The 16,492-nt window shown below is 69.4% G+C and carries 16 protein-coding genes; 2 read left to right on the forward strand and 14 right to left on the reverse strand.

Annotated features, from left to right (window positions below):
* The 7 genes from LR948_RS18945 to LR948_RS10700 all read right to left on the reverse strand — a co-directional run bounded on the left by LR948_RS18945 (window position 1) and on the right by LR948_RS10700 (window position 6,175).
* Complete coding sequence (locus LR948_RS18945; RefSeq protein ID WP_304621974.1) at window positions 1-660, reverse strand: hypothetical protein; 660 nt, start codon at window positions 658-660, stop codon at window positions 1-3.
* A gap of 63 nt (window positions 661-723) precedes the next feature.
* Entirely contained in the window at window positions 724-1,584 is an 861-nt protein-coding gene (locus tag LR948_RS10675) for a sulfatase-like hydrolase/transferase (protein ID WP_232754003.1), read from the reverse strand.
* 13 nt (window positions 1,585-1,597) lie between these two features.
* A complete protein-coding gene (locus LR948_RS10680) occupies window positions 1,598-2,743 on the reverse strand; it encodes a lipopolysaccharide assembly protein LapB (protein ID WP_232754004.1) in 1,146 nt (381 codons plus the stop codon).
* 479 nt (window positions 2,744-3,222) lie between these two features.
* Window positions 3,223-4,413, reverse strand: a complete 1,191-nt coding sequence (kynU, locus tag LR948_RS10685) for a kynureninase (protein WP_232754005.1) — start codon at window positions 4,411-4,413, stop codon at window positions 3,223-3,225.
* 3 nt (window positions 4,414-4,416) lie between these two features.
* On the reverse strand, window positions 4,417-5,250 hold the full coding sequence (locus LR948_RS10690; protein ID WP_232754006.1) for a tryptophan 2,3-dioxygenase: 834 nt from the start codon (window positions 5,248-5,250) through the stop codon (window positions 4,417-4,419).
* Between the two features lie 108 nt (window positions 5,251-5,358).
* Entirely contained in the window at window positions 5,359-5,757 is a 399-nt protein-coding gene (locus tag LR948_RS10695) for a RidA family protein (RefSeq protein WP_232754007.1), read from the reverse strand.
* A 4-nt stretch (window positions 5,758-5,761) separates the two neighbouring features.
* The gene (locus LR948_RS10700; protein WP_232754008.1) at window positions 5,762-6,175 is read right to left on the reverse strand and encodes a thioesterase family protein; all 414 of its coding nucleotides are present in this window, start codon (window positions 6,173-6,175) and stop codon (window positions 5,762-5,764) included.
* A 210-nt stretch (window positions 6,176-6,385) separates the two neighbouring features.
* On the opposite strand from LR948_RS10700, the gene LR948_RS10705 reads away from it, so the two are divergent.
* Together LR948_RS10705 and LR948_RS10710 are read left to right on the forward strand one after the other, a co-directional pair.
* Complete coding sequence (locus LR948_RS10705) at window positions 6,386-8,674, forward strand: bifunctional salicylyl-CoA 5-hydroxylase/oxidoreductase (protein ID WP_232754138.1); 2,289 nt, start codon at window positions 6,386-6,388, stop codon at window positions 8,672-8,674.
* On the forward strand, window positions 8,671-9,423 hold the full coding sequence (locus LR948_RS10710; RefSeq protein ID WP_232754009.1) for an SDR family NAD(P)-dependent oxidoreductase: 753 nt from the start codon (window positions 8,671-8,673) through the stop codon (window positions 9,421-9,423). The genes LR948_RS10705 and LR948_RS10710 overlap by 4 nt, the downstream gene beginning before the upstream one ends.
* A 154-nt stretch (window positions 9,424-9,577) precedes the next feature.
* Here LR948_RS10710 and LR948_RS10715 read toward each other — a convergent pair whose 3' ends face one another.
* The 7 genes from LR948_RS10715 to LR948_RS10745 form a co-directional block, all read right to left on the reverse strand.
* Window positions 9,578-10,816, reverse strand: coding sequence for a flavin-dependent oxidoreductase (locus tag LR948_RS10715; protein ID WP_232754010.1), 1,239 nt, complete (start codon window positions 10,814-10,816; stop codon window positions 9,578-9,580).
* Window positions 10,817-10,820: 4 nt separating this feature from the next.
* Entirely contained in the window at window positions 10,821-11,270 is a 450-nt protein-coding gene (locus tag LR948_RS10720) for a cupin domain-containing protein (RefSeq protein ID WP_232754139.1), read from the reverse strand.
* Between the two features lie 24 nt (window positions 11,271-11,294).
* The gene (locus LR948_RS10725; protein WP_232754011.1) at window positions 11,295-11,981 is read right to left on the reverse strand and encodes an ABC transporter ATP-binding protein; all 687 of its coding nucleotides are present in this window, start codon (window positions 11,979-11,981) and stop codon (window positions 11,295-11,297) included.
* A gap of 298 nt (window positions 11,982-12,279) precedes the next feature.
* A complete protein-coding gene (locus LR948_RS10730; RefSeq protein ID WP_232754012.1) occupies window positions 12,280-13,035 on the reverse strand; it encodes an ABC transporter ATP-binding protein in 756 nt (251 codons plus the stop codon).
* Window positions 13,032-14,018 (reverse strand): branched-chain amino acid ABC transporter permease, encoded by a 987-nt coding sequence (locus LR948_RS10735; RefSeq protein WP_232754013.1) that lies wholly within the window; start codon window positions 14,016-14,018, stop codon window positions 13,032-13,034. The genes LR948_RS10730 and LR948_RS10735 overlap by 4 nt, the downstream gene beginning before the upstream one ends.
* Window positions 14,018-14,935 (reverse strand): branched-chain amino acid ABC transporter permease, encoded by a 918-nt coding sequence (locus LR948_RS10740; RefSeq protein ID WP_232754014.1) that lies wholly within the window; start codon window positions 14,933-14,935, stop codon window positions 14,018-14,020. The genes LR948_RS10735 and LR948_RS10740 overlap by 1 nt, the downstream gene beginning before the upstream one ends.
* A 33-nt stretch (window positions 14,936-14,968) precedes the next feature.
* Window positions 14,969-16,159, reverse strand: a complete 1,191-nt coding sequence (locus LR948_RS10745) for an ABC transporter substrate-binding protein (protein ID WP_232754015.1) — start codon at window positions 16,157-16,159, stop codon at window positions 14,969-14,971.
* Between the last annotated feature and the right edge of the window lie 333 nt (window positions 16,160-16,492).

Below are 16,492 nucleotides of genomic sequence, written 5' to 3' on the forward strand. Positions count from 1 at the left end.
TCAGGTTTTCTTGGCCGCGGCCGGGGGCGGGGTGGTCTCCGTCACCTCCGCGTCGGGAATGTCGCTGTCCTGGGACTGGGCGCCCTCGAGTGCGTCGAGCCGGGCCTGGAGCTTGGCGATGCGCTCTTCCAGCGCCTCGCGCAGCTGGCCGGGGGCCGGAGCCGCACCGCCACCGCCCGCAGCCCCTGCGCCCGCGCCGCCGGCCTTCTCGGCCAGGAGCCGCCGGAGAAGCGGCCGGTCCTGGCCGCCGCCCGCGCCGCCGGCAGCCCCGGCACCGCCGCCCGCGAGCCGGGCCCCAAGCCCGCCGCCGAGACCGCCGCCGCCAAGCCCGGCGCCACCGCCAAGCCCGCCGCCGCCCGCCGCGCGGGCCTTCAGACGTTCACGCAGACCGCCGCCGCCGAGGCCACCGCCGCCCAGACCGCCGCCGCCAAGCGCGCCGCCGCCACCGAGGCCACCACCCGCGGCACCGCCGCCGCCGGCCTGGCGTTCGGCCAGCATCTTGCGCAGGAAGGCGCCGCGCTCTCCGCCCGGGCCCGCCGCGCCGCCGCCGCCGCCGACACCCTGGTTGTTCAGAAAGGGCCGCTGCGCCGCCCCGGGACCGCGCCGTTCGCGCAGCCGTTCCAGCGCCGCCCGGCGCTTGTCGTCGTCGTCATGTGCCATCGTTCCGCTCCCCTATGACACACCGGACGCGGCCCCGACGGGGCGACGGCCCGTGCTAATACATCACATCAAACTGGCCTTTCTCGGCCGTGCCCCCTCCACGAAGGGGACCTCGAATACCTTGTCGTGCATGACCGGCCCGTGCCCGAAATAGCCCCCTTCCCCGAAGGCCTCGCCGTGGTCGCCCATGATCATAAACCAGGTGTTGGACGGCGCCTTGTCGAAAAGCGCCCCCAGAAGTTCGTCGAGGTAGTCGACGCAGCGGATCTGCTGCTGGTGCAGACCGCGCATCACCTCGTCCGAGAAGAATTCATCAAGGCTCATCGCCTTGCCGGGACAGACCCGCCCGCCCGCGTCGCCGCCCTGCGCGAGGGTCTTGGCCACCCCGTGCAGCCCCGAGATATGCGGCAGGGCCTCGTCCTTGAGCATATAGGGGTAATGGGTCTCTCCAAGGTTCAGGAAATGGAAGCTCGGATGGTCCCGGGAAAAGCTGATTTCCTCGATCATGCCGGCGAAATCATTGTGGTTCGACATGAGCTTGTAGTCGTCAAAGGCGTTCGAGATCACCGTCTGCGGGTTCAAGACCGGCATCGAGACCCGCGCCACGGTGCGGTAGCCGTATTGCCGCAGCATGCCCGGCAGCGAGAGCTGCGGCAGGAAGGTCTCGAAGGCGAGATCGGGGATCTCGAGCCGGTCGGACCACTTGGCGAAATCCTCCTTGTAGACCTCGGAGGCATAGACCTTGGCGGGCGCGAGATGCGGCACCAGCCCCATCATGAAGGTGTAATGCGAGGGCGCCGTCCAGGAGGCATAGGCATGGCGCTGCTCGATCTCGCCCAGACGCCGCAGGTTCGGCGCCGCAGCGGCCATGACGCTGTCATACCGGCAGGAATCGTAGGTGATGAGGACGAGGTTGCGAGGCATCCCGCGCCCCTCCTCAGCCGGCGGCCGCTTCGCGGCGGGCCGCGAGCCGCGCCCGGAGCGCGTCGCGCCGGTCACCGCCCCGCTCCTGCCGGGCCGAAAGCTTCTGCGCGATGCTGTCGCGCAGAAGAACGGCATGGGCGGCGGCATCCTCGGGCACCTCGGCCTCGGCCAGGGTCTTGAGCTCGGGATGCGCCTCGCAGAGCTGCGCGGAGTTCAGGATCGCGGCGCGGTAGCAATCCACCGCGTCGCGGTTGCGCTCCATCGCCAGGTAGACGTCGCCCAGCGCCTTCTGCACGAAGCCCGAGCGCCGCGCCTTCGGGCCAAGCTTGGTCAGCATGGCCAGCGCGTCGCGGTGGCGCCCGGTCTGGGCGCGGGCCTGGGCGGCGCGGATCGTGGCGCGCAGGTTGTTGGGCTTGAGCGAGATGGCGCGGTCGAAGCTCTTGAGCGCCTGGGCGTGATCCTCGAGCTCGCTTTGCACCTGGCCCAAGGCCTGGTGCACCGGCACCCGGTCGGGCGCCAGCGCCGCGGCGCGGTCGAGCGCCTCGCGGGCGGCGGAAAGATCGCCCTCTTCGCGGTAGATCCGGCCGAGCTGGAAATGCGGCATCCAGAGGTCGGGGTTGATCTCGGAGACGCGGCGCAGCTCCTCGGCGGCGGCCGAGGTCTCGCCGGCCTTGGCGAGATGCGTCGCCAGCGCCATGCGCAGCCGGACCTCCTGGGGATTGTGCAGCACCGCGTCGCGCAGGAGCGCCAGCGCCTCTTCAGGGCGGCCCTTCTGCTGCAGCAGCCGCGACTTGCGCAGGTAGGCCGCCGAGGCGGTGGGATCGAGGTGAATGGCGGTTTCCAGCTCGGCCATGGCCTCGTCGGTGTCGCCGAGCTTGCCCAGCATGCCCGCGCTCAGGATTTGCGCCGGCACGAGGTCGGGCTTCAGCGCCTGGGCCTCCTGGAAGTGCTCGAGCGCGCGCTGGGGGTCGTCGAGCTTTTCGAAGACCCGGCCAAGGCCCAGGTGGGCGACCGCAAGATCGGGCTGCGCCTCGAGAAGGTCGGTGAAAATGTCCCGGGCGCTGTCGATGTCGCCCTCTTTCAGGGCGGCCATGCCGTCTTTCACGCGTTCGCGCAGAAGCGCCTGACTTTCCCGACCAAAACGACGGTCCGACATCATAAAAACTCCCGGCAGCAGGGGCAGCCCCTGGGTCCGCCTCGTCCAATTTCAAGAGCCGTTGACGAGGCGTAATCGGTATAAAAGCTGCCGGGTTGTCCGTCTACTCCGGTAAGCCTGACCTTGACCGGGATCCGGCCCTCGGAGAGAGCCGGAAAAACCGTGGCAGATTTGCCCAAGCCCTTGAAACATTGGTGAATGCGGTCGGTCCCGGCGGGCGGGAAGCCGTGTTCGCGCTGCAAGCAAAACGTGAATATGACACGAACTGTGACCCATGCGCCGCAGCATCTGCCGCGGAAACGGGCAGTGGTCGCGGAAACGAATCACCCCGCTGCGAGGTGACTATCGCGCGAATCAAGGCGAAGCGGCTGATTCCAGAGGGATTCGGCAGAGGATTGCCGACGGGGCGTTTTCAGCCCGCGATGGGCGGGCGCGGGGCGTGCCTCCGCCGCCCGATCGGGCGCTTCATCGGCCCCCCCAGCTCAGGTCACCCGCGCGCGGCTCTGGTATTCCTCGGCGCGCCAGAGCTCCTCGCCGATCACCTCGGCGATGACCTCGACCGCCGCGTCGATGTCGCCGGCGTCGAGGTAAAGCGGGGTGAAGCCGAAGCGCATGATGTCGGGCGCGCGGAAATCGCCGATTACCCCGCGGGCGATCAGCGCCTGCATGGCGGCGTAGCCCTCGGGGAAGCGGAAGGAGACCTGGCTGCCGCGCTGCGCCGGGTCACGCGGGCTGGCAAGCTCCAGCCCGGGGCAGCGCGCCTCGACGCCGGAGATGAAGCGCTCCATCAGCGCCACGGCCTCGGCGCGGACATCCTCCATGGAGACCGAGTCCCAGACCCGCAGCGCCTCTTCCAGCGCGGTCATCTGCAGCACCGGGGGCGTGCCGACGCGCATCCGCTCGATCCCCGGCGCGGGGCGGTAGTCGAGGTCGAAGGCGAAGGGCGCGTCATGGCCGAGCCAGCCCTGCAGCGCGGGCTGCGCCTCTTCGGCGAGATCGGGGCGCACGTAGATGAAGGCCGGGGCCCCGGGGCCGCCGTTGAGATACTTGTAGGTGCAGCCTACCGCGAACTCCGCGCCCGAGGCGGTCAGATCCACCGGCAGCGCCCCGGCGCTATGGGCGAGGTCCCAGATCATCACCGCGCCGGCGTCCTGCGCGGCGCGGGTCAGCGCCGCCATGTCGTGCCGCCGCCCGGTGCGGTAGTCGACCTCGGTCAGCATGACGGCGGCGACCTCGGGGCCCATGGCCTCGGTCACCTCCTCGGGGGCGACCACGCGCAGCTCGTGGCCCCGCCCCAGGGTCCGCAAGAGCCCCTCGGCCATGTAAAGATCGGTCGGGAAGTTGCCGCTGTCCGAGATCACCACCCGCCGGTCGGGCCGCATCGCCAGCGCCGCGGCCAGCGCCTGGTAGACCTTGATCGAGAGCGTGTCGCCCATGACCACCGAGCCCTGTGGCGCGCCGATCAGCCCCGCCACCCGGTCGCCGACGCGGGCGGGCTGGCCCATCCAGTCAGCCGCGTTCCAGCCCCGGATCAGCATCTCGCCCCATTCCTCGCGCATCATCGTCGCGGTGCGCTGCGCCACGGCGCGCGGCAGGGGGCCGAGCGAATTGCCGTCGAGATAGATCACGCCCTCGGGCAGGTGGAACATCTCCTTGCGGGTCACGGTGGGCATGTCTCAAAGTCCTCCTCGGACGCTCCAGAGCTCGGGAAAAAGCTCCACGTCCAGCATCTTGCGCAGATACACCACGCCGCTCGTCCCGCCGGTGCCGCGCTTGAAACCGATCACGCGTTCGACGGTGGTGACATGGTTGAACCGCCAGCGGCGGAAGTAATCCTCCAGGTCCACCAGCTTCTCGGCCAGCTCGTAGAGCGTCCAGTAGCGGGTGGTGTCAAGGTAGACCTCGCGCCAGGCGGCCTCGACCTCGGGCACATGGGCGTGCGGCGCGCGGCGCTGGTAGGCCGCGTCCGGCAGGCTGTGGCCGGTCGCTCCGGCCAGCGCCTCGAGCGTGACGTGGTAGAGCGAGGGCCGCGCCAGCTCGCCCTCGAGCAGCGCCAGCACGTCGGGGCGGTGGTCGTGCACCTTCATCAGGTTCAGGTTGCGGTTGCCCAGCACGTATTCGATCAGCCGGTATTGATGCGACTGGAAGCCCGAGGACTTGCCGAGGCTCTCGCGGAAGGTCGTGTAGTCGCTGGGCGTCATGGTGCGCAGCACGTCCCAGGCCGAGTTGAGCTGATCGAAGATCCGCGCCACCCGCGAGAGCACCTTGAAGGCGGGCTGGAAGGCCCCCGCCGCGATGGCCTCGCGCGCGGCGTTCAACTCGTGCAGCGCCAGCTTCATCCAGAGCTCGCTGGTCTGGTGCTGGATGATGAAGAGCATCTCGTCATGCGCCGTCGACAGGGGCGCCTGGGCGGTAAGGATGCGGTCGAGCCCGAGGTAATCGCCGTAGCTCATGTCCCGGTCGAAGGACATTTGCGCGCCGTCGTCTTCGGGGTTGTAGGGATCGGACATGGGCGGGCTCCGGGGCGGGCGTGGCGGGCGCCGCTCGGGCGCCCGGGGGCAGGATGTCGGGCCTAGGCGCGGCCGGGGCCGGACCCAGCCGGTCCGGCGGCGCGGCGCTCAGGCGGGCAGGACGGCGGTGGCCTCGATCTCGACCAGCGCCTCGTCCTCGATCAGGGCGGCGACCACGACCATGGTCATGGCCGGGAAATGATAGCCCATGACCGCGCGATAGGCCGCGCCGATCTCCTTCTGGCGGGCGAGGTATTCCGTCTTGTCGGTCACATACCAGGTCAGCCGGGTGACATGCTCCACGCTGCCGCCGGCCTCTTCGACCACGGCGGCGATGTTGCGCAGCGCCTGGGACATCTGCCCGATGAAGTCATGGGTCTCGAAGACCTGCTGGGCGTTCCAGCCGATCTGCCCGCCGACATAGAGCGTGCGGCCCTCGGCCAGGATGCCGTTGGCGTAGCCCTTGGCGGGCTTCCAGCCCTCGGGATGGATGGGGATCAGGGCCACGGCCTCACTCCTCCTTGTAGGTTTCCAGTATCGAGCGGCGCGGCTCGGGCCAGCGGCGCGAGGTCATATGGTCGAGGTCGACCAGGATCAGCGTCACCCGGGCGGTCAGCCGCGGCTCGCCCTCGGCGCTGGCCGCGATCTCGAGATCGAGGCTCGCCCCGCCGATGCGCTGCACCGTGAGGCGCCAGTCGAGCACGTCGCCCAGCCGCGAGGGGGCGTGGAAGTCGGTCTCCATCTTGCCCGCCGGCACGCCGACGCGCTCGGCCACATGCATCTGGCCGAAGGACCAGCCCACGGCCTCGGCGAAGAAGGTCTCGACCGTGGCGTTGATCATCTCGAAATAGCGCGGGTAGAAGACGATCCCCGCGGGGTCGCAATGCTGGAACATCACCGGGATGCGGTGCTCGAAGGCGGCCATGGCTCAGCTCCCTGTCGCGGCAGTTCGAAGCATCGGGCGGTCCTTTCCGGCAAAGCGCGCTAGGTCCTGCCACGCATGGGCGCGCGGATCCCGCGCGTGACCCTGTCAATGTCCCCGCCCGGGCTAAAAATTTCAAGCCTAAAGTTTTAGGCTTGAAATGATTGCCCGGGTTTGGGAGTGTCGAAGACAGTCTACTGGGAGGACAAGGCGATGAAGACCGTCTGTCTGGGCGGCGGCCCCGCCGGCCTGTATTTCGCCATCAGCCTGAAGCTGCGCCAGCCCGAGGCCGAGGTCGTGGTGATCGAGCGCAACCGCGCCGACGACACCTTCGGCTGGGGCGTGGTGCTCTCGGACGAGACCCTCGACAACCTCGAGAAGAACGACCCCAAGAGCGCCGCCGCGATCCGCGGCCATTTCGCCTATTGGGACGACATCAAGGTGGTCAAGGAAGACACGGCCATCACCTCCACCGGCCACGGTTTCTGCGGGCTCGGGCGCAAGACCATGCTGCTCCTGCTGCAGGACCGCGCCCGCGAGCTCGGCGTCGAGATGCGCTTCGAGACCGAAGTGGAGGACATCGAGGCCCTGCGCCGCGAGTATGACCTGGTGGTCGCCGCCGATGGGGTGAACTCCAAGACCCGCAAGGCCTACGAAGACGCCTTCCGCCCCGAGATCGACACCCGCGCCTGCAAGTTCGTCTGGCTCGGCACCCACGCCAAGTTCGACGACGCCTTCACCTTCATCTTCAAGAAGACCGACGCGGGCTGGATCTGGGCCCATGCCTACCAGTTCGACGCGGACACGGCGACCTTCATCGTCGAATGCGCCGAGGACACCTGGCGCGGGCTCGGCTTCGACCAGATGGACCAAGACCAGATGATCGCCCGCTGCGAGGAGATCTTCGCCGATCACCTCGGCGGCCATGCGCTGATCTCCAACATGAAGCACCTGCGCGGCTCGGCCTGGCTGAACTTCAACCGGGTGCTCTGCGAGACCTGGCACCACGAGAACGTGGTGCTTCTGGGCGACGCCTCGGCGACGGCGCATTTCTCCATCGGCTCGGGCACCAAGCTGGCGCTCGAAAGCGCCATCGCGCTGGCCGAACTGGTGACCGAGAAACCCACGCTGGAGGCCGCCTTCACCACCTACCAAGAGGACCGCCGCCTCGACGTGCTGCGCCTGCAGTCCGCCGCGCGCAACTCCACCGAATGGTTCGAGGAGGTCGAGCGCTACCTGCATCTCGACCCGGTGCAGTTCAACTATTCACTGCTGACCCGCTCGCAGCGCATCAGCCACGAGAACCTGCGCCTGCGCGACGCCAAGTGGCTGCGCGAGGCCGAGGAATGGTTCCAGGCCCAGGCCGGGGCCAACGGCGTGCACCGCGCGCCGATGTTCGCGCCGTTCCAACTGCGCGACATGCGGCTGAAAAACCGCGTCGTGGTCTCGCCCATGGCGCAATACAAGGCCAAGGACGGCTGCCCGACCGACTGGCATTTCGCCCATTACGCCGAACGCGCCAAGGGCGGTGCGGGCCTTGTCTACGTCGAGATGACCTGCGTCTCCCCCGAAGGCCGGATCACCCCGGGCTGCCCCGGCCTCTACGCGCCGGAACACGAGGCCGCCTGGCGGCGCCTGACCGGTTTCGTGCATGCCGAGACCGACGCCAAGCTCTGCATGCAGATCGGCCACTCGGGCCGGAAGGGCTCGACCCAGCTCGGTTGGGAGGAGATGGACGCGCCGCTGCCCGAGGGCAACTGGCCCACCATGTCCGCCTCGCCGATCCCCTGGGACGAGGGCCATGCCGCGCCGAAGGAGATGGACCGCGCCGACATGGACCGGGTGCGCGACGAGTTCGTCGCCGCGGCACAGATGGCCGACCGCGCCGGCTTCGACATGATCGAGCTGCACGCCGCCCATGGCTACCTGATCTCCTCCTTCATCTCGCCGATCTCCAACCGTCGCGAGGACGACTACGGCGGCTCCCTCGAGAACCGCATGCGCTACCCGCTCGAGGTCTTCCGCGCCATGCGCGCCGCCTGGCCCGAGGCCAAGCCGATGTCGGTCCGCATCTCCGCCACCGACTGGGTCGGCGACCGCGGCGTCGAGGGCGAGGAAGCCGTGGAGATCGCCGCCATGTTCCGCGATGCCGGCGTCGACATCGTCGACGTCTCGGCGGGCCAGACCAGCGTCGAGGCCAGGCCGGTCTACGGGCGGATGTTCCAGACGCCCTTCTCCGACCGCATCCGCAACGAGCGCGGCATCCCGACCATGGCGGTCGGCAACATCTACGAACCCGACCACGTCAACTCGATCCTGATGGCGGGCCGCGCCGACCTCGTCTGCCTCGCCCGCCCGCATCTCGCCGATCCCTACTGGACGCTGCATGCCGCCGCCGCCCTGCAGGACGAGGAGAGCGCCTGGCCCCTGCCCTATCTGCCCGGCCGCGACCAGATGCGTCGCCTCGCCGAGCGCGGCGAGGGCCTGGGGATCCGGGTATGAGCGATCTCAGTGGCAAGACCGCGCTGGTCACCGGCGGCGGCACCGGGCTCGGCGCCGACCTCGCCCGGCGCTTCGCCGAGGCCGGGGCCCGGGTCTGGGTCGCCGGTCGCCGCGCCGCGCCGCTCGAAGCCCTGGCCGCCAGCCACCCCGGCATCAGCGCCGTCCCCGCCGATGTGACCGACGCGGCCTCGGTCGCGGCGCTGTTCGACAGGACCGGCCCCTGCGAGATCGTCCTGGCCAATGCCGGCAGCTCGCTCAGCGCGCCCTTCACCCGCACCAGCGCCGAGGACTGGCGGCAGATGGTCGAGGTCAATCTGACCGGCGCCTTCCTGACCCTCAGCGAGGCCGCCCGCCGCCTCGGCAAAGAGGCCCCCTGGGGCCGGCTGATCGCCGTGGCCTCCTCGGCCGGGCTCAAGGGCTATCCTTATGTCTCCGCCTATGCCGCCTCGAAACACGGGGTGATCGGCATGGTGAAATCCGCCGCGCTGGAGTTCGCCCGGACCGGCGTGACGGTGAACGCGCTCTGCCCCGGCTTTCTCGACACCGAGATGACCGAGCGCTCGATCGCCAATATCACCGAGAAGACCGGCATGAGCCCCGAGGCCGCCCGCGAGAGCCTGGAGAAGATGAGCCCCCAGCGCCGCCTGATCCGCCCCGAAGAGGTCAGCCGCGCCGCCCTCTGGCTCTGCGGCCCCGGCTCCGAAGGCGTGACCGGCCAGGCCATCGCCATCGCTGGCGGCGAGGTCTGAGACCAGCCCCGCCCCGAAGCGCAACCGCCCTTCCCCCCCTCACATTCCGCGCGCCAACCGCGACCCCGGCGCGCCACCCCCAGCCCTTCAGCTGGTGCAAATACCTCGGAGAGCGCGAGAGGCAGCGCCTCTCGCCCGGCCCAGGGGGCCGGACCTAGCGCCGCGCGCGAACCGCAGAGAACCCCGCCATGGCCGCGTAGCCGCCGACGATGGCGCGGCGCTCGGCCTCGGTCAGCACCCTCTCGATGTCGCGGAACCCGGCCGGGGCCAGCTTCTCGACCACGTCGATCACCCGCTCGGGCCCGCCGGCGCGGTTGGTGCGCACGATGTCGGCGGTCTTCGGCAGGCGCTCCTTCTCGTAGTCCCAGAGCGCCGCGCGGGGGTGTTCGGCGCGGGCCAGCGCATCGGCGAGGCAGCGCGCGTCGAGCACCGCCTGGCTCGCGCCGTTGGAGCCCACGGGATACATCGGATGCGCCGCATCGCCCAGAAGCGTCACCCGCCCGAAGGTCCAGCGCGGCAGCGGGTCGCGGTCGGCCATCGGGTATTCGTAGATCGCCGGGGCGGCCTGGACGAGCGCGCCGATGTCCATGCCGGGCACCGAGAAGCGCAGCGCATGCGGCAGCACCCGCGCGAGCGGCGCCTGCCGCGACCAGTTGTCGGGCGGCGGGGTCGCCACGGCGGGATCCTTCACCCGGACGTTGACCACGAAGTTCATCAGCTGCCGGTCGCCCTCGGGCGGGGCGATCGGATAGAGCACCACCTTGCCGCCGAGCCCGCCGCCGATGGCCATGCTCTCGCCGTCCTGCCAGATCGGCCAGTCGGCGGCGCCGCGCCACATCACCACGCCCTGCCAGGAGGGCGCGCCCTCGCCCGGGTAGAAGGTCCGGCGCCCGGCGGAATGGATGCCGTCGGCGCAGATCAAGACCTCAGAGCGGGTGGTCTCGGCGGCTCCGCCCGCCACCGCGTCGGTGAACTGCGCGGTGACCCCGGCCTCGGTCTGCACGAAGCCCGAGAGCCGCCGCCCGGTGCGGACCGCCTCGGGGCCGAGGCGCTCGATCACCGCGTCGTGCAGCACCTTCTGCAGCCGTCCGCGGTGGATCGAGAACTGCGGCACCTCGTGGCCCGCGTGCATGCCGCGCAGCTCGGACCAGACCTCCTGGCCGTGTTTGGTCAGATAGGTCAGCCGCCGGGTCCGCACGCCGACCCGGTCGAGCGCGGGCAGCAGCCCCAGCGCGGCGAACTCGGCGATGGCATGGGGCAGCACGTTGATCCCGACGCCGACCTCACGGACCTCGCGGGCGGCCTCGTAGAGCACGCAGGGCACCCCGCGCGCATGCAGCATCAGCGCCGTGGTGAGCCCGCCGATGCCCGCCCCCGCGATCAGGACCCGCATGGGTTCAGTCCTCGTCGTCGGGCGGCAGGAAGTCGACCTCGTGTTCCGCCGAGACCGCGACCACATCCGCCGGGTTGGCCTCGGGGCCGAGGTTGTGCAGCGCCCAGAACAGGTCGTAGAGCCGCCGCGAGGGCGCCACCCAGAACAGCGATTTGATCGTGCTGTCGGTCTTGTTGAAGATCCCGTGCGGGATGCCGCGCGGCAGGCGGATCAGGTCGCCCGGCTCGGCATAGGCCTCGACCCCGTTCAGGAGCAGGTTGAAGCGCCCCTCGAGGACATAGATGAACTCGTCCTGCGTGGGGTGGATATGCGGCGGCACGAAGGTGCCCTTGGGCAGGGTGGCGTGCCAGCCGAAGGAGGCGGCGCTTTTCTGCTTCGGCACATAGGTCTGGCCGAGGATGTTCCAGGAGATGTCGTCGATCCCGGTATGGGAGCGGGTGACGCCGGGCAGCATGGTCATGGGTGTCTCCTTCTGGGCTCAGACATGCAAAAAGCGGTTCTTCACGTCGGGCGTGGCGAGGATGTCGGCGGTGCTGCCGGTCCAGACGATGCGGCCCTTCTCGATCACCACGTGGCGGTCGGCGAAGCGGCAAAGCGCGTCGACGTTCTTGTCGATCACCAGGATCGCCTCGCCCTCGGCCTTGAGCCGTTCGAGGCAGGCCCAGATGTCGGCGCGGATCAGCGGGGCGAGCCCCTCGGTCGCCTCGTCCAGCACCACCAGCCGGGGGTTGGTCATCAGCGCCCGGCCGATCGCCAGCATCTGCTGCTCGCCGCCCGAGAGCTGGTTGCCCATATTGCGGCGCCGCTCCTCGAGGCGCGGGAAAAGCCCGTAGATCTTGGCGAGGTCCCATTTGCCCGGCCGCGCGGTTGCGCGCAGGTTCTCCTCGACCGAGAGGGTCGGGAAGATCTGCCGCCCCTCGGGCACGAGGCCGAGGCCCGCGTGCGCAACCCGGTGCGGCTCGGCGCCGGTCAGGTCGGTGCCGTTGATGCTGATCCGGCCCGCCCGGGGCTTCAGCATGCCGAAGATCGACTTGACCGTGGTGGTCTTGCCCATGCCGTTGCGGCCCAGAAGGGTGACCACCTCGCCCTGGCCGACCGAGAGGTCGATACCGAAGAGGATGCGGCTGTCGCCATAGGCGGCTTCCAGGGCTTCGACGGTCAGCATGGGCCTCTCCTTTCCGGCAAGTGCCCGTCCGGCACGCGGCAGGGCCCCGGGCGCGAGTGCGACGCCTTGGGGGCCGCGCCGGGCCGGACGGGCCCCGCGCCGCGCGCCTTGCGGCGGGCGGCAGGGAGGCCGGGGTGCGGCGCGAGGGACGCGCGCACGGGGATGTGATGTGGCAAGGGGGGCGCCGTGGTGGCGGCGCGGTGGGCGGGGCGGCTGACAGGCCGCAACCAGGAGACGCGCGCCGGGTGCGGCATGGCCAGAACCACCCCGCGCGGCCCCCTCATGCACTCCGCACGGCTCATGCCTCCGCCTCCTCTTCCTCGCCCAGGTAGGCGGCGCGGACCTGCGGGTCGGAGCGGATCTCCTCGGGCGTGCCGGTGGCGATGATCCGGCCGTAGACCAGGACCGACACCCGGTCGGCGAGGCGGAAAACCGCGTCCATGTCGTGCTCGATCAGCAGCATGGTGAACCGCCCCTTCATCCCCATGAGCCGGGTGATGAAGGCATCCGCATCCTCGCCGCCGACGCCCGCGAGCGGCTCGTCGAGCAGCAGCGTCCTGGGATCGGTCGCCAGCGCCATAGCCAGCTCCAGCCGCCGGTGCTCGCCGTGGCTGAGCGCGCTTGCGGGCAGATCGGCGCGCTCGTCGAGCCCCGCCTCGGCCAGGGCCTTCAGCGCCGCGGTGTTCAGCGCCGTCTCGCCCGCGACCGGCGCGAAGAAGCGGAAGCTCGAGCCCTCCCGCGCCTGCACCGAGAGGGCGACGTTCTCGAGGACGGTGAAGCTCGGCAGGACCTGGGTGATCTGGAAGCTGCGCGCGAGCCCCAGGTGCACCCGCTCGGGCATGGTCGCCCGGGTGATGTCGCGCCCGTCGAGGGTGATCCGCCCGCTGTCCGGCGCGAGCTGCCCCGAGAGCTGCGCCACCAGCGTCGTCTTGCCCGCGCCGTTCGGCCCGATGATGGCGTGGATCTCGCCCGGCTCGATGGTCAGGCTCACGTCGTCGGTGACCTTGAGCGCGCCGAAGCTCTTGTCGAGATGGGTCATCTCCAGGCGGCTCATCGCTTGCGCCTCCCGATCTGTTCGACGAGCCCAGTGATGCCGCGTGGGCTGAACAGCACCATGAGCACCAGGAACAGGCCGAACCAGAGCTGCCAGTGGTCGGTGACCATGCCCAGGAACTCTTCAAGAAGCAGCGCCGCGACTGCCCCGCCGATGGCGCCGGTCAGCGTGCCGATGCCGCCCAGGACCACCATGACGATCAGCTCGCCCGAGCGGTGCCAGGACATGAAGGCGGGCGAGACGAACTCGGCCTGGTTGGCCAGGAGCACCCCCGCGACCGAGGTCATGCAGCCCGAGATCACGAAGGCGGTCAGCTGGTAGCGGAAGGGCGCGTAGCCGATCGCCTCCATCCTGGTGGCGTTCTCGCGGATGCCGGTCAGCACCCGCCCGAAGCGCGAGCTGACGATGCGGTGGCAGAGCGCAAACAGCGCAATCAGCAGCGCCAGCGTCACGTAGAAGAGCGTCACGTCGTTCTCCAGCATGTCGCTGCCGAAGATCGTCGAGCGGTTCGACAGCCCGTAGCCGTCGTCCCCGCCATAGGCCGAAAGCGAGATGAAGAAGAAGAAAGCCATCTGCCCGAAGGCCAGCGTGATCATGATGAAATAGACCCCGCGCGTGCGCAGCGAGATCGCGCCGGTCACGAAGGCGAAGACCGCCGAGACCAGGATCGCGCCCAGCATCTGCAGGAAGAGGTCGTTGACCCCGTAGCTCGACAGGATCGCCACCGCGTAGGTGCCGAAGCCCAGGTAGGCGGCATGGCCGAAGCTGACCATGGCGCCGTAGCCCAGGATCAGGTCGAGCGCGAGCGCGGCGATGGCATAGGCCAGGATGCGGGTCGCGACCAGCACCAGGAAGGGATCGCCGAGCGCGGTGACGACGGGCGGCACCAGCGCGAAAAGCACGAAGAGGACGGCGGCGGCCTTGACCCTGGGCGCGATGGCCGGGGTCCGGTGCGGGGCGGCGCTGACGGTTGTCTCGGCCATCAGGCGCGCCCTCCGAAAAGGCCCGCAGGCTTGGCGAAGAGGATCACCGCCATGAGGATGTAGACCAGCATCGGCGCCAGCATCCGGCCCGCCTGCCCGGCCGCCGCCGGGTCCAGCACCTCGCGCAGGAGGATCGGCCCGAAGACCCCGCCGAGCGTGTCGACCACGGCCACCAGGATGGCGCCGAGGAAGGCGCCCTTGATCGAGCCGATGCCGCCGATCACCACCACGACGAAGGTCAGGATCAGCACGCTTTCCCCCATGCCCGTGTCGACCGAGAGGATCGGCGCGATCAGCGCACCCGCGAGGCAGGCCAGCACCGCGCCCAGGGTGAAGACCACCGCGAAGAGCTTGCCGATGTCGATGCCCAGCGCCGAGACCATGGCCCGGTTGGTGGCGCCGGCGCGCAGGAGCATCCCGATGCGGGTGTAGTTCACCATCAGGAAGAGCCCTGCCGCGACGCCCAGCCCCGCGACGATGATCGCGATGCGGTAGACGGGATATTGCAGCGGCCCCATGAGCGGCACCGACCCAGAGAGCAGTTCGGGCATCGGCACCGAGAGCGGCGAGACGCCCCAGACGATCTTCACCGTCTCGTTGGCCATCATCACCAGCCCGAAGGTCGCCAGCACCTGGTCGAGATGCGAGCGCGTGTACAATCGCCGGATCACCACCAGTTCGAGGATCAGCCCGACCGCCACCGCTGCGGGCAGCATCAACAGGAGCCCCCACCAGAAGCTGCCGGTCCAGGCCGCGAAGGTGGCGACGAAATAGGCCCCCACCATGTAGAGCACCCCGTGGGCGAGGTTGACCACGTCCATGATCCCGAAGACCAGGGTCAGCCCCGCGGCGATCAGGAACAAAAGCACACCGAGCTGAACCCCGTTCAGGAGTTGAAGCACGAAGAGGTTCGTCATGGACGTGGTCTCCTCAGGTCAGGCCCTTGGGGCTCACTCCATGCCGCACTGGTCGGCGTAGTTGTCGACGTAATCGTCGAAGATCTTCTCGACGATCGAGGTCGCGTAGCGGCCGTCGTCGCGCTTCACCGCCTCGACCAGGTAGAAGTCCTGCACCGGGTAGTTGTTCACGCCGAAGGAGAAGTCGCCGCGCGGGCTGTCGAAGTCGGCCTCTTTCAGGGCCGCGCGCAGGGCGTCGCGGTCGGTGAGCTCACCGCCGATCTTGCCGACCGCCGAGTTGATCAGCTGCGCCGCGTCATAGGCCTGCATCGCATAGGTGCCGGGCACGTAGTCGTATTTCTCGATGAAGGCCGAGACGAAGGCCTCATTGGCGGCGTTGTCGAGATCCGGCGCCCAGTTCTGGCCGCCCAGAAGGCCGACCGCGGCGTCCTGCGTCGCGGGCAGGGTGGTCTCGTCGACGGTGAAGGCCGAGAGGAAGGGGATCGAGGAGAGCCCCGCCTGGTCGTATTGCTTCACCAGGTTCACGCCCATGCCGCCCGGCATGAAGGTGAAAAGCGCGTCGGGCTGGAAGGCCGCGATCTGCGCCAGCTCCGAGGAGAAGTCGAGCTGCCCGAGCTCGGTGAAGACCTCGCCCGCGACGCCGCCGGTGTAGGAGTTCTTGAAGCCCGCCAGGCTGTCCTTGCCGGCCTGGTAGTTCGGCGCCATCAGGAAGACGTTCTGGTAGCCCTGCTGCTCGGCATAGGCGCCCATGACCTCGTGGTTCTGGTCGTTCTGGTAGGAGGTGACGAAGAAGTTCTCGTTGCACTCCGCCCCGGCGAAATTCGAGGTGCCGGCATTGGTCGAGATCAGGATCGTGCCGGTCTCGGTCACCGGCTGGTGGATCGCCACCAGGATGTTCGAGAAGATCGGCCCGACCACGAAGTCCACGTTCTCGCGCTGGACCAGCTCGCGGGCGTCGTCGGCGGCCTTGTCGGGGCGCTGCTCGTCGTCGATCACGACGATCTCGGCCTCCATGCCGCCCAGTTCGCCGATCTGCTCGGCGCCCAGCATGAAGCCGTCGCGGGCCTGTTTGCCCAGCGCGGCGGCGGGGCCGGACAGGGTGTAGACAAGGCCGATCTTCAGCACGTCGTCCTCCGCCGAGGCGGGCACGTCCTGCGCCTGGGCCGTGGTGGCAAGCCCGGCCGCAAGCGCGGTCGTCAGAAGGAGTCTGGTCGTCAGGGTCATGGATGGTCTCCCGTGTTGGTGAGGTGGCCGCGCCGTCTGTCGGGCGTCGTGCCAAGGCTTAGTGCCGGTCCATTGAGGGCGCGATCGCCCCGTCCCGCAAGTATTTTTCCATCCGCGCCCCAGCGGTGCGGCGCAGCCCGTAGAAGTGATCCTGACCAAGGTCGATTAGTATTTCAAGCTCAAACCTTTTTTGCTTGAAATAATTTTTGCCCCTGCCTAGCCTTTGATCTGCACAGACGGCGAAGGAGGCCGGAGGCGTGACCACACCCGGGATCGACAAGCAGGCGCCGCGCGGCGGAACCGCCGAGGAGCGCGCCAAGGCGCGGCTGCGCC

The organism is Roseivivax sp. GX 12232, from assembly GCF_021272185.1.
In the GTDB taxonomy this organism is placed as follows: domain Bacteria; phylum Pseudomonadota; class Alphaproteobacteria; order Rhodobacterales; family Rhodobacteraceae; genus Roseivivax.

Bases quoted from the DNA above. Each gene is read 5' to 3' on its own strand.
- LR948_RS18945 (WP_304621974.1), bottom strand. From the start codon at position 660: ATGGCACATGACGACGACGACAAGCGCCGGGCGGCGCTGGAACGGCTG.
- LR948_RS10675 (WP_232754003.1), bottom strand. From the start codon at position 1,584: ATGCCTCGCAACCTCGTCCTCATCACCTACGATTCCTGCCGGTATGAC.
- LR948_RS10680 (WP_232754004.1), bottom strand. From the start codon at position 2,743: ATGATGTCGGACCGTCGTTTTGGTCGGGAAAGTCAGGCGCTTCTGCGC.
- kynU (WP_232754005.1), bottom strand. From the start codon at position 4,413: ATGCCCACCGTGACCCGCAAGGAGATGTTCCACCTGCCCGAGGGCGTG.
- LR948_RS10690 (WP_232754006.1), bottom strand. From the start codon at position 5,250: ATGTCCGATCCCTACAACCCCGAAGACGACGGCGCGCAAATGTCCTTC.
- LR948_RS10700 (WP_232754008.1), bottom strand. From the start codon at position 6,175: ATGGCCGCCTTCGAGCACCGCATCCCGGTGATGTTCCAGCATTGCGAC.
- LR948_RS10705 (WP_232754138.1), top strand. From the start codon at position 6,386: ATGAAGACCGTCTGTCTGGGCGGCGGCCCCGCCGGCCTGTATTTCGCC.
- LR948_RS10710 (WP_232754009.1), top strand. From the start codon at position 8,671: ATGAGCGATCTCAGTGGCAAGACCGCGCTGGTCACCGGCGGCGGCACC.
- LR948_RS10715 (WP_232754010.1), bottom strand. From the start codon at position 10,816: ATGCGGGTCCTGATCGCGGGGGCGGGCATCGGCGGGCTCACCACGGCG.
- LR948_RS10720 (WP_232754139.1), bottom strand. From the start codon at position 11,270: ATGCTGCCCGGCGTCACCCGCTCCCATACCGGGATCGACGACATCTCC.
- LR948_RS10725 (WP_232754011.1), bottom strand. From the start codon at position 11,981: ATGCTGACCGTCGAAGCCCTGGAAGCCGCCTATGGCGACAGCCGCATC.
- LR948_RS10730 (WP_232754012.1), bottom strand. From the start codon at position 13,035: ATGAGCCGCCTGGAGATGACCCATCTCGACAAGAGCTTCGGCGCGCTC.
- LR948_RS10735 (WP_232754013.1), bottom strand. From the start codon at position 14,018: ATGGCCGAGACAACCGTCAGCGCCGCCCCGCACCGGACCCCGGCCATC.
- LR948_RS10740 (WP_232754014.1), bottom strand. From the start codon at position 14,935: ATGACGAACCTCTTCGTGCTTCAACTCCTGAACGGGGTTCAGCTCGGT.
- LR948_RS10745 (WP_232754015.1), bottom strand. From the start codon at position 16,159: ATGACCCTGACGACCAGACTCCTTCTGACGACCGCGCTTGCGGCCGGG.